The organism is Pseudomonas baetica (assembly GCF_051216495.1).
Taxonomy (GTDB): domain Bacteria; phylum Pseudomonadota; class Gammaproteobacteria; order Pseudomonadales; family Pseudomonadaceae; genus Aquipseudomonas; species Aquipseudomonas baetica_B.
Map to the genome: position 1 here is coordinate 135,062 of NZ_JBPKAM010000002.1, position 11,234 is coordinate 146,295.

10 protein-coding genes and 1 tRNA gene are annotated in these 11,234 nt (G+C 61.0%); 5 read left to right on the forward strand and 6 right to left on the reverse strand.

The features are described 5' to 3' along the window. Positions 1 to 16: 16 nt before the first annotated feature. The 3 genes from ACSFE6_RS02410 to ACSFE6_RS02420 form a co-directional block, all read right to left on the reverse strand. Positions 17 to 1,723, reverse strand: a complete 1,707-nt coding sequence (locus ACSFE6_RS02410) for a ShlB/FhaC/HecB family hemolysin secretion/activation protein (RefSeq protein WP_435426094.1) — start codon at positions 1,721 to 1,723, stop codon at positions 17 to 19. A gap of 269 nt (positions 1,724 to 1,992) precedes the next feature. Next, positions 1,993 to 2,625: a Vgb family protein gene (locus tag ACSFE6_RS02415; protein WP_435426095.1), complete on the reverse strand. Its 633-nt coding sequence runs from the start codon at positions 2,623 to 2,625 to the stop codon at positions 1,993 to 1,995. A gap of 36 nt (positions 2,626 to 2,661) precedes the next feature. Beyond that, on the reverse strand, positions 2,662 to 3,882 hold the full coding sequence (locus ACSFE6_RS02420) for a helix-turn-helix domain-containing protein (RefSeq protein WP_435426096.1): 1,221 nt from the start codon (positions 3,880 to 3,882) through the stop codon (positions 2,662 to 2,664). A 198-nt stretch (positions 3,883 to 4,080) separates the two neighbouring features. On the opposite strand from ACSFE6_RS02420, the gene ACSFE6_RS02425 reads away from it, so the two are divergent. After that, positions 4,081 to 4,359, forward strand: coding sequence for a Rho-binding antiterminator (locus tag ACSFE6_RS02425; RefSeq protein ID WP_435426097.1), 279 nt, complete (start codon positions 4,081 to 4,083; stop codon positions 4,357 to 4,359). A 39-nt stretch (positions 4,360 to 4,398) separates the two neighbouring features. Here ACSFE6_RS02425 and ACSFE6_RS02430 read toward each other — a convergent pair whose 3' ends face one another. Then, a complete protein-coding gene (locus ACSFE6_RS02430; protein WP_435426098.1) occupies positions 4,399 to 5,148 on the reverse strand; it encodes an SDR family NAD(P)-dependent oxidoreductase in 750 nt (249 codons plus the stop codon). Between the two features lie 99 nt (positions 5,149 to 5,247). On the opposite strand from ACSFE6_RS02430, the gene ACSFE6_RS02435 reads away from it, so the two are divergent. From ACSFE6_RS02435 to ACSFE6_RS02445, 3 genes are all read left to right on the forward strand, one after another. Beyond that, positions 5,248 to 6,177 carry a LysR family transcriptional regulator gene (locus ACSFE6_RS02435; protein ID WP_435426099.1) on the forward strand — a complete coding sequence of 310 codons (930 nt, stop codon included), beginning with the start codon at positions 5,248 to 5,250 and terminating at the stop codon, positions 6,175 to 6,177. Positions 6,178 to 6,397: 220 nt separating this feature from the next. Then, positions 6,398 to 6,850: an Ohr family peroxiredoxin gene (locus ACSFE6_RS02440; protein WP_435426100.1), complete on the forward strand. Its 453-nt coding sequence runs from the start codon at positions 6,398 to 6,400 to the stop codon at positions 6,848 to 6,850. Positions 6,851 to 7,054: 204 nt separating this feature from the next. Then, positions 7,055 to 7,513: a MarR family winged helix-turn-helix transcriptional regulator gene (locus ACSFE6_RS02445; protein WP_435426101.1), complete on the forward strand. Its 459-nt coding sequence runs from the start codon at positions 7,055 to 7,057 to the stop codon at positions 7,511 to 7,513. 127 nt (positions 7,514 to 7,640) lie between these two features. On the opposite strand, the gene ACSFE6_RS02450 is transcribed toward ACSFE6_RS02445, so the two are convergent. Next, a complete protein-coding gene (locus tag ACSFE6_RS02450; protein ID WP_435426102.1) occupies positions 7,641 to 8,741 on the reverse strand; it encodes a polyamine ABC transporter substrate-binding protein in 1,101 nt (366 codons plus the stop codon). 304 nt (positions 8,742 to 9,045) lie between these two features. Then, positions 9,046 to 9,120: transfer RNA gene (locus ACSFE6_RS02455), tRNA-Gln, on the reverse strand. A gap of 331 nt (positions 9,121 to 9,451) precedes the next feature. Between ACSFE6_RS02455 and ACSFE6_RS02460 the strand changes: the two genes are divergently transcribed. Further along, the gene (locus tag ACSFE6_RS02460; protein ID WP_435426103.1) at positions 9,452 to 11,161 is read left to right on the forward strand and encodes an amidase; all 1,710 of its coding nucleotides are present in this window, start codon (positions 9,452 to 9,454) and stop codon (positions 11,159 to 11,161) included. Positions 11,162 to 11,234: the final 73 nt, after the last annotated feature.

An 11,234-nucleotide genomic window follows, 5' to 3' on the forward strand; every position in this document is an offset into this window, starting at 1 on the left:
CGGAGAACGTGATTAATTAGAGGAAGAAGTCCACGCGAAAATAGATCGGCGCTTCACGCTCGGTCAGCGCGTCCGGGCGTTCCAGGGAGTGGGCAAAGGTCACGCTGGCGGCCAGGTGCTGGCCACGGGCAAACAGCTCCAGCGAATGACTCGACATCCGCCCGTGTTGATCGCCGTTGTAGCGATCGCCGCGAATCACGCCCTGGTCGTAACCCAGGCCGCTGCCGTATTCGGCGAACAGCGGGCGCAACCACTCCAGCGTCACCGGAAGGGTCCAGCGCAGGTCGTTGCGCCAGTAACCGCCGCTGTCGCCGGACAGGGATTGATCCTTGTAACCACGAATCGATGACTGCCCGCCGAGGCTGGTCCGTTGCGGACTGAACAACACGTCTTCACTGCGCTGGCCGGTCATCAGGCTGGTGAAGTTGAAGGATTCGCCCCACAGTTTGAACGGCTGCAGATAGCTCGCGGTGGCGGTGTATTTGCGGTAACGCGCGTTGGGTTCGCCCGGCCCCGGATGGTCATTGCCCTGGGCGTCGAACGCGCCGATGCCTTGTTGCAGGCCTAGGTCAAGGTTGACGAACGCACTGCCGACCCGCCGCCCATGGTTGAGGCCGTACTGCAGTTCGCTGATGCGGTTGCTGCTCAGCTTGAGCTTGCTGTCTTCGATGAAGTTGTTGGTGCGCAGGTAGGACAGACCGGCGTTGAGCGAGGTCTTGCTGACGGCGTCGCGGTGGATCACCCGCTCGGCGCGAAACTGATGGTTCTGGCTGTCGCCGGTCTGCTTGAAATTGAAATCGTTGGCGGCGATCTGCGAGCGGTACTCGCTCTGGTTGTAGCTGTAACTGAAGTTCCACCAGCCCCACGGCAGGTTGTAGTACAGCAGCGTGTTGTTGGAGGTGTGCTGGTGATCGGTCATCGCGTCGTGACCGCCGCGCAGCATCAACTGATCGGCCAGGCCCAGCGGGCTGTCCCAGTCAAACGTCGTGCCCCACTGCTGTTCACCGGTGCTGCGCTGACCATCGTTGTTGCGAGACAGCCCGACGCGCCAGGGCTTTTGCGGGCTGTTGGTCACCTGTATTTCGCTGCCGCCGACGTTCTTGCCGGGCGTCAATTCCATCTTGGCCTGGTTCGAGGGCAGGCGATTGAGCTGATCGACCAGTTGCTCGATCTCCCGCAAGTTGACCAATTCACCGATCTGGCCGGGAAACGCCATGGTCAGTTCGCGCTCGGACAATTGGCTGTCCGGTGCACTGTTCAGGCCTTCGAGCCGACCCTCAACCACCAGCACTTGCAGAAGGCCGCCGGACAAGTCCTGTTGCGGCAAGTAGGCGCGGCTGGTGACCAGGCCTTTTTCGATGTAGTGGTCAGTGATGACCTTGAGCAGTTCATTGAGCTGCGTGACGCCCAGGCATTGACCGATGTAGGGCTTGATCAGACGGTGCTTTTCGCGGTCCGAGAGACTGTCGGCCCCCTTGAGTTCGATGTCCTTGATCGGGAAGCAACGGGTGTCGACCGGGGCCGGTGGCGGAGTCGGTTGAACGGGCTGGCCGGGCAGTTCCTTGAGTTCTTCGAGCCTTCGATGCTGCTCTTCGAGCAAGCGATCCTGGCGTTCGCGGATCAGGTCGGTGTCACCGGGCGTGGGCGCGGCATGGATGGGATTCAGCGGAGAAAGGCACAGCAAAGCCAGGCACAACCTCGCCGCGAGGGCGGGTGAGTCCATGTTCGATCCCTCGAAAAAGATAATTGATGGCGCGATAGTGGCGCGATATTAAAGAGCCACTATTCTGACGTCAAATATGAATCCGCCGAGATAACGCTAACCGGGGCGATGGTGTCGACAGAATCAGGCGGTTCTGAAAACGATACGCGATGGGCACAGACGTTGAAGCCGGACGGATCCGGTGTGAGGGCGGGAAGGCTCTTGGCACCATGGCGGAAGATTCGCTGAAGGCTGGACGCCTTTTAAACATCCAACCTCAGCCCGGTTCGTCATGACGGACGACGCACCACCCTCACCCGCCCACTACTGCCACCGCCACAGAAAAACCGCTCGCCACCATCGGACTCCAGCCCCGATACGCCGATGCCGGCCGGCAGCTTCAAGCTTTGCAGCACCTCGCCGTTTTTCGAATCGATCCGGCGCAGTTCGCTTTCATCGCCTTCCCATGTGCCATGCCACAACTGACCTTCGACCCAGGTCACGCCGGTGACAAAACGGTTGGATTCGAGGGTGCGCAGGATCGCGCCGCTCTCGGGGTCGATCTGATGGATCTTTCGTTCGCGGTACTGCCCGACCCACAATGTGCCTTCGGCCCAGGTCAGGCCCGAATCGTTGCCGCCTCCGGGGGCCGGGATGGTGGAGAGTACGCGACCGCTCTGGGGATCGACTTTCTGGATACGGTCCTCGGCAATCTGGAACAGATGCTTGCCATCGAACGCAGTGCCGGCGTGGGCGGCGACGTCGATCGCCCGCCCGGGCTTGCCGCTGTCGGGGTCGAGGGCATTGAGTTTTTCGCCACTGGCAAACCACACCTGCTGGCCGTCCCAGGTCAGGCCATGCACGTGCTCGACACCTTCGAAAGGACCAAATTCACGGAGGATTTCGGCGGCTGACTGTTTCATTTCGGTGTTCCTCGATCGGGGTTGGTGAGGCTCATCCTAGCCACCGGGCAGCGGCACCGGGAGTAACAAGGTCGTCGCGAAACCGGGCACCGGCGGGGTCAGCCAACGCCTGGATCGCCCCTGCCCGAATGATTGCACCTTGCCTTGCGCCGCCAGCGTTTCGAGGGCCCGTTGCACGTTGCGCTGGCTGTTGCCCAGCGCCAGGGCCAGGGCCGAGCTCGACCAGGCTTCACCGTCGCCGAGCAAGGCGAACACCGCGGCGTACTTCTCGTCGACCGGGGGCATGAGCAATACCACGTCGGGGGAAACCTGCGGAACCAACACGAACCCGCGTCGGGTGGCGGTCACGCCGGCAAGCGGTTTGAGTGCCGCCCGCAGTCGTCCGATTTCGACGCGCAATCGGGCGCGATGGGATTCATCGCTCAGCTTCAAACGAAAGGCCCGGTTGATGAGGGTTTCCCTGGACACATCGGCCGGCCAGGCTTCGGCCAGTGTTCGCGCAAGCGTGAACAGAATCGGCCGCGTCGACAACGACACGGACATGCCGGCGCCACGCACAAGGTTTCGACAAGCGTCCACCACCAGCGATGTCGAGGCGAACAAGGCTTCCACTTCGTCGAGCAGCACAGGTCGCGCTTCGCCCTGTGTCATCAAGCGTGCGGCGGGACTGTCGAGCATCCGAACGGCACTCTCGACTTCCGCCATCAAGGCCGCAATGCCGGATTGCCCGGCGGCGAGGTCGGCTCGGCTGAGGGCCGCACGTGCCGTATGCGCCTGCAGGTGGCGCATGGCGACTCCCGCCACCAGCAGCTCATGGGTCGCCCGCAGTGGTGGTGGCAAGGTGGCCGGGTCGAGTCCGGCGAGTTTTTCCTGCGCCTGATCCAGTTGCCCGATCAATAACAGGCGGCGGATCTCCAAATACCGTGCGTGGGCAGCGTTCACCCAATCCCCGTGGGACTCAAGAATGAGGCGCGCCGCGTCGAGTGCTTGCGCAGGCCAGCCGAGGTCCCGGGAGGCCAAGGCGATCTCGGCTTCGGCCACGATGCATCGCGCACGGGAGACCGCCTCTTTCGGCCCGAACGCCCGCGCCGCCCGGCGTACCAGTGCCTTGGCGCGGACCAGATCACCCAGTTGCGCCATGGCGATCCCGCGCAACGCCAGCGCCGGTGCATCCTCGCGTAGGGCAACCCGGTCCAGCGCGCCGAGCGGATCGCCGGCCGCCAGGGCTTGCGCGGCGGCGGTGATCAGCGAGTCCATTGCGGTCCTGCCATGGGGAGCGCTCCAGGGGCGGATAGTGGTTGTGAGTCTATCTCAGAGTTTTGCTGCCGGTGCTGACGCCATCGCCGGCAAGCCAGCGCCCACAGGTTTTGAACTCAACCGATTCCTTGATGAACCATGCGTTCAGGAAGATGATAGGCCCGGCAAACAGGGTTATTTCATTCCAGGAGTAACGACATGCACACCTATCAGCCCATGAACTGCGACCTGTACGACTATCTGGAGATTGCCTGCATGCGCGGCTATCGACTGGAGGTCGAACTGAAAGACGGCGCGCGCCTGTTCGCCAAGGCGCTGACTACGCGAACCGCCAGCAGCAAGGAAGAATTCCTCTTGCTGGAAACGGCTGACGGCGAGCAAGAGGTCCGCCTGGACCAACTGCAGGCCATCACGCCATTGGATGCCAATGCACAGTTCGGGCGGGTAGTCTTTTCCGATGCTGTCTGCACCTTCTGATACCCGCCCCTGTAGGAGCTGTCGAGTGCAGGTGTTTAATCAGACCAGCGACATGCCACCGTCCACGTGCAACTCGATGCCGTTGACGAACGAACTGTCGCTGGATGCCAGATAGAGTGCCGCTCGCGCCAACTCATCGGCCTCGCCCAAGCGGCCGGCGGGGATCATGTCCGCCATCATCTGCATGAAATCCGGACGCTGTTCTTCTGTAACCCCCAGTTTGGCAATGATTGCCGTATCCACCGGGCCGGGGCTCAGCAAATTGACCCGTATCCGCCGCGCTCGCAGCTCCAGCGCCCAATTGCGCGCAAATGCTCCAATGGCCGATTTGGAACCGGCGTACACCGCATGTCCGTCGAACACTCTTGTCGCGGCCAGGGAGCTGGTCAGAATGATGCTGCCACCGTCGCGCAGCACCGGCAGAATCGACTGCACACCGAAGAACACGCCGCGGGTGTTGATGTTGAATTGCGCGTCGAACTGTTCTGGCGTGACCTGCTCCGAAGGCGTCTGGGTGACGACCCCGGCGTTGGCCATGTAGATATCGAGTGCACCGAATCGCTCGCGGACTTGTGAGGCCACCTCGGCATGGTGCTCAAGGCTGGCGACATCACCCTTGATGCCGATGGCGCCATGACCGATCTGGCGAACTGCTTCATCGAGCACCTCTTGTCGACGGGCCGTGACGATCACGTTGGCCCCCTCTTTGGCGAACAGGCACGCCGAGGCCAAACCTATACCGCTGTTGCCGCCGGTGATCACCGCGACCTTACCTTGTAGACGTTGCATTTGCTGACTCCGCTGGTTGAAGGCGCGCAGTATCATGTCGCGCGCATCCAGCCAAACAGTCCAGTAAAAGGCACATCTGTTGTGCTGCGGAGTCACACCATGTCGAGCCTGTTGAATCAATCCGCCAGCCTGATTGCCTTCGTCCGCGCGGTCGAAGCCGGCTCGTTCAGCGCCGCCGCGCGCAACGCCGGGACCACGCCTTCGGCCATATCCAAAAGCGTTGCCCGGCTGGAGACGGAACTCAATGCCAAGCTGTTCCGCCGCTCCACGCGAATGCTTAGCCTCACACCCGAGGGCAAGGCCTTCTATGAGCGCGTCGCGCCCCTGCTGCAAGCCATCGATGACTCCGCCGACGCCCTGCGAGACACGGGCGATGCGCGCGGTCACCTGCGGGTCAGCATGCCCAGCGAACTCGGGCGCTTGTTGATGCCGCGGATCAGTTCGGTGTTCCTCGCCGAACACCCCGACCTGGAGCTGGACCTGACCTTGCTCGATCACCGCGTGGAGCTGATTCGCGAAGGTTACGACGTGATTTTCCGCGTGGGGCCCCTCACCGACAGCGACTTGAAAAGCCGCACGCTCACTCAACTCGACATGGCACTGGTGGCTTCCCCGGCGTTCCTCGGCGAATGGGGCAACCCGAGGTCCATCGATGAACTGCGCGCCCTGCCCTTCGTGCGCTATCAGTTGAACGGTCGGACCCTGCCCATCGTTTTTGCCAACGGTGAAACCCTGGTCCCACGGGGTCGCATCGGCCTGGACTCGGGATTCGGCCTGCGCGCCGCTGTACTCGGCGGCATGGGGGTGGCCTACCTGATGAAATGCACGGTGCAGCAAGACCTGGATTCAGGTGCGCTGATGCAAGTGCTGGCCGATCACCCACTGCCCACCCGAGCGATTCATTCGCTGCACGCCTTCGGCACGCTGACGCCGATCCGGATCAAGCTGTTTGCCGATTTTGTGCAGCAGGAATTGCAGCGGTTGAATCCCTGTAGGAGCGAGCTTGCTCGCGATGGTCGCCAACGATGACGCGTCCGGCCTGACACCCCGCGTTGCTCTCCCGTTTATCGCGAGCAAGCTCGCTCCTACAGGGAATGGGGCCTTCCCTTCAAACACAACCACTCGTCGCCAAGGCATGAAAATACCCCTTGACGCTGATTGGGTTCTGCAGGATTATTCATTACATCGGATGCGATCTAAGCTCACACGACACTAAATCAAACCTGATTGCACCTTCGAGGATTCACCCATGAGCAAGATCGAAAAAGTCCTGGCCACCGGCAAGACCCACACCACCCTCAGCAACGCTGGCACCACCTCCCGTGGCCATAACGGCAACCTCGATATCGAACTGTCGTCGCCAGGTTCCGCACAGCCTGCCCACGTTTTCGCCAATACGCAGCCACACCCGAAAGCCGAGCAACTGTTCGCCGGAGCCTGGTCGGCGTGCTACACCGCCGCCGTCGGTCTGGTCGCCCAGGAACGCAACATCGTGCTGCCAGCGGATCTGGCCGTCGACATCGAGGTAGACCTGGGCCAGACAGGCTCAGCTTACTTCCTTCAGGCTCGACTGACCCTGCGCGTGCCAGGACTGGCCCATGATGTGGCGACTGAACTTGCGCACATTGCCGACTCCATCTGCCCCTACTCCAAAGCCACACGCGGCAACATCGACGTTGCCCTGAACGTCATCACGGTTTGATGCATCATTTATATCGCATGCGATGTTAGCGCACACGAACGCAATCACAATACGCCGCGCGGCCGGTTCGACAGGATTACCCTGGCGAACCGGCCGTCGGCATTTACAGGTTCGCAAGGTCAATACGACGGTTTCCAGCACTTCCGACACCATCGCATCCGACGTATAGTTTCTGTCTTGCCTGCCTGGCCAACGAGAATGCCCATGAAAACCACCGACAAGACATCCGCCCTGGATCTCAAACTCTCCGACTTCCTGTGTTTTGCGGTCTATTCCACCAACCTGGCGTTCGGCAAGGCTTACAAGCCGATGCTCGAACGACTCGGATTGACCTACACGCAATACATCACCCTGGTGGCGCTGTGGGAAGAAGACAACCAGACCGTTGGCAGCCTCGGTGAAAAGCTGTTCCTCGAATCCAACACCCTGACGCCGATCCTGAAAAAGCTCGAGGCGATGGGCTACCTGCTGCGCCAGCGTGATCCCGAAGACGAGCGCCAGGTGCGGATCAGCCTGACCAAAGAAGGTCGAAGCCTGCGCTCGGAATTGACCGAAGACGGCTTCCCGCAAACCGGCCTGGATCCGGATGATTTCGTGAAGATGCAGCAAGCGATCGTGGCGTTGCGCAACAACCTGATTCGCACGACCAATGCTGATAAATAATCCCTGAAGCTGTAATGCATAACCCCTGTGGGAGCGAGCCTGCTCGCGAAGACGGTGGCCTATTCAACATTTATGTTGACTGGCAGACCGCTTTCGCGAGCAGGCTCGCTCCCACAAGGGGGCTGCGTTATTTATCCGACTTGATCGCCGTCCACACCCGCGTGCGCACCCGCTCCAGCTTCTGCGGCAACGGCTGCACGACATACAGCGATGCCAACGCTTCACTGGTCGGGGTCAGGTTCGGGTTGCCGGTGATGTCCTTGTTGATCAGCGCCAGCGAATCCTTGTTGGCGTTCGGATAACCGAGGAAATCGCTGATAGGCGCAATGACTGTCGGGTCGAGCAAGGTGTTGAGGAACGCGTGGGCCTCCTCGACATTCTTCGCGCTTTTCGGAATGGCAAAGGTATCGAACCAGATCGGTGCCCCCTCCTTCGGCAAGCGCCAATCGACCACCACGCCGTTGCCCGCTTCCTTGGCGCGATTGCCGAACTGATAGAAGCTGCCGGAGTAACCGATGGCCACGCAAATATCGCCGTTGGCGATGTCGGTCATGTACTTGGCCGAGTTGAAGTAAGTGACGTAGGGACGAACCTTCAGCATCAGCGCCTTGGCTTTTTCGTAGTCGTCCGGTTTCTGGCTATTCGGGTCCAATCCCAGGTAATGCAGGGCAATCGGCAGGATTTCCGAAGGCGAATCAAGCATCGCCACGCCACATGCCTTGAGCTTTTCCATGTTTTCCGGCTTGAACACCAGGTCCCAACTGTCCACCGGCGCATTCTCGCCCAGCGCCGCCTTCACCTTGGCCGGGTTGAAGCCGATCAGCACGGTGCCATACATATAGGGCACGCCGTATTGGTTGCCGGGATCGTTGGCATCGAGCAGCTTGAGCAGCGCCGGGTCCTGGTGCTTCCAGTTCGGCAACTTGGACTTGTCGAGTTTCTGGAACACCCCGGCCTTGATCTGGGTTTCGATGAACTGGTTCGACGGCACCACCAGGTCGTATCCCGAGTTGCCGGTCAGCAGCTTGGCCTCCAGGGACTCATTGGTGTCGAAGGTGTCCCAAGTCACTTTGATGCCGGTTTTGTCGGCGAAGTCCTTGGGCACGGACGGCAGGATGTAGTCTGCCCAGTTGTAGACCCTCAACTCTTGCTGTTCAGCCTGCACCGCGCTGGCCAGCAACGTCAGCCCGCAAACCGTGGCGCCCAGGATGCGTTTGATAGTGTCCATGGATCAGTTCCCCAATGTCAGCTCGTTGGTTTTTTATCTGTTTTGTAGACGGCAGTGGCCAGAAGAGTAGCCAAGGGTAAGGAAGATCAAGATTCTGTTTTGGTTTTGATCGTTGCTGCCGAGTCAGCAACCTGGTTCCGATTCTTGCTGACAGACCGGACGGTTGACAGCGTGAGGCAGGCCAAAAGGGGATCGAAATGGCCAATATCCGTGACCGGATGGATCAGGAAGGACTGCATCTGGGGGGAAAGCCTGCGGGCATAAAAAAACGCCAGCCCCGATCGGAACTGGCGTTTCTTGAAGATGGCAGGGGCGGCTGGATTCGAACCAACGCATGGCAGGATCAAAACCTGCTGCCTTACCGCTTGGCGACGCCCCTGCAAATGTTGCGACGAATGCCTGGCATTCGATTCCTGATAAACAGCCTGTTTAATGGGCTGTGCTGGAATGCGCGGAAATTTATCAACATTTGCTTCGTCTGGGAAGCCCCTCAGCCATAATTTTTCTTTTAAAACAGCGACTTGTTAGGAGAGCTTCTACCACCCCGGTAAAAAAAATTAACGCCACGGTTGAAATCCCGCCTCTGTCGCGTAAGGCTGTGCAACCAGAAACGTTATGAAAAACCTTTAAAGAGAAGTGAAGTTCCTGTGCCCGAGATCCACCGCCAGGCAAACACTCACCGTATTCCCTCTACTGCCGGTACTGACCGCATGATCCAAGTCACTGAAGTTTCCATTGCCCAACTGCGTGCTGCCCTTGAAGCCGGCCAGACCACCTCGGTCGAGCTGGTGCAGGCTTACCTTGCCCGAATCGACGCCTACGACGGCCCCAAGACGCCTACTGCGCTCAATGCCGTGGTGGTGCGCAACCCCGAGGCGCTCAAGGAAGCGCAAGCCAGCGACGAGCGCCGTGCCAAGGGCCAGACCCTCGGCCCGCTCGATGGCATTCCCTACACCGCCAAGGACAGTTATCTGGTCAAGGGCCTGACCGCCGCGTCCGGCAGTCCTGCCTTCAAGGACCTCGTCGCCTACCGCGATGCCTTCACCATCGAACGTCTGCGCGCTGCCGGGGCGATCTGCCTGGGCAAGACCAATATGCCGCCCATGGCCAACGGCGGCATGCAGCGCGGGGTTTACGGCCGCGCCGAGAGCCCGTACAACGCTGACTACCTCACCGCCCCCTTCGCCTCCGGTTCGTCGAACGGTGCCGGCACGGCCACCGCCGCCAGCTTCGCTGCCTTCGGTCTGGCCGAAGAGACCTGGTCGAGCGGTCGCGGTCCGGCGTCCAACAATGGCTTGTGTGCCTACACGCCTTCGCGCGGGGTGATTTCGGTGCGCGGCAACTGGCCACTGACACCGACCATGGACGTGGTCGTGCCGTTCGCCCGGACCATGGCCGACCTGCTCGAAGTGCTCGATGTGGTCGTGGCCGAAGACACCGATACCCGTGGCGACCTGTGGCGCCTGCAACCTTGGGTGCCAATTCCAAGCGTCGCTTCCGTGCGCCCCGCATCCTATCTGGACCTCGCCGTGAAGTCCGACTCACTGGCCGGCAAGCGTTTCGGTGTGCCAAAGATGTACATCAACGCCGACCCTGAAGCCGGTACCAGCGAAGCACCTGGCATCGGTGGTCCGACCGGACAACGCATCAACACCCGCCCTTCGGTGATCGGCCTGTGGCAAGCAGCGCGCAAAGCCTTGGAAGCCGCCGGTGCCGAAGTACTCGAAGTGGATTTCCCGCTGGTGTCCAACTGCGAAGGCGATCGTCCGGGCACCCCGACCGTGTTCAATCGCGGGATCGTGTCCAAGGAGTTCCTGCACCATGAGTTGTGGGATCTGACGGCGTGGGCGTTCGATGATTTCCTGCAGGCCAATGGCGATCCGAAACTCAACCGTCTGGTAGACGTCGATGGCCCGCAGATTTTCCCTCACGATCCCGGCACCCTGCCGAACCGCGAAGGCGACCTGGCTGCCGGCATGGACGAATACGTGAAGATGGCTGAGCGCGGCATCACCCCGTGGGACCAGATCACCACGGTGCCCGATGGACTGCGCGGCCTGGAACAGACACGCAAGATCGACCTTGAAGACTGGATGGATCGACTGGGCCTGGATGCGGTGCTGTTCCCGACGGTGGCCGATGTCGGCCCGGCGGACGCCGACGTCAATCCGGCGTCCGCGGACATCGCCTGGAGCAACGGTATCTGGGTGGCCAACGGCAACCTCGCCATTCGCCATCTGGGCGTTCCGACCGTCACCGTACCAATGGGCATCATGCCGGACATTGGCATGCCGGTCGGCCTGACCTTTGCCGGTCGTGCCTATGACGATTCGGCGCTGCTGCGTTTCGCGGCGGCATTCGAGTCGACCGGCAGCAAGCGCCAGATCCCGCCGCGCACCCCGCCACTTTCCACCCTGTAACACTGCAAAACCCTGTGGGAGCGGGCTTGCCCGCGATGAGGCCATCACATTCAGCCTGTGTGGTGGCTGACCC

Bases quoted from the DNA above. Each gene is read 5' to 3' on its own strand.
- ACSFE6_RS02410 (WP_435426094.1), bottom strand. From the start codon at position 1,723: ATGGACTCACCCGCCCTCGCGGCGAGGTTGTGCCTGGCTTTGCTGTGC.
- ACSFE6_RS02460 (WP_435426103.1), top strand. From the start codon at position 9,452: ATGATCCAAGTCACTGAAGTTTCCATTGCCCAACTGCGTGCTGCCCTT.
- ACSFE6_RS02425 (WP_435426097.1), top strand. From the start codon at position 4,081: ATGCACACCTATCAGCCCATGAACTGCGACCTGTACGACTATCTGGAG.
- ACSFE6_RS02450 (WP_435426102.1), bottom strand. From the start codon at position 8,741: ATGGACACTATCAAACGCATCCTGGGCGCCACGGTTTGCGGGCTGACG.
- ACSFE6_RS02420 (WP_435426096.1), bottom strand. From the start codon at position 3,882: ATGGACTCGCTGATCACCGCCGCCGCGCAAGCCCTGGCGGCCGGCGAT.
- ACSFE6_RS02415 (WP_435426095.1), bottom strand. From the start codon at position 2,625: ATGAAACAGTCAGCCGCCGAAATCCTCCGTGAATTTGGTCCTTTCGAA.
- ACSFE6_RS02430 (WP_435426098.1), bottom strand. From the start codon at position 5,148: ATGCAACGTCTACAAGGTAAGGTCGCGGTGATCACCGGCGGCAACAGC.
- ACSFE6_RS02440 (WP_435426100.1), top strand. From the start codon at position 6,398: ATGAGCAAGATCGAAAAAGTCCTGGCCACCGGCAAGACCCACACCACC.
- ACSFE6_RS02435 (WP_435426099.1), top strand. From the start codon at position 5,248: ATGTCGAGCCTGTTGAATCAATCCGCCAGCCTGATTGCCTTCGTCCGC.
- ACSFE6_RS02445 (WP_435426101.1), top strand. From the start codon at position 7,055: ATGAAAACCACCGACAAGACATCCGCCCTGGATCTCAAACTCTCCGAC.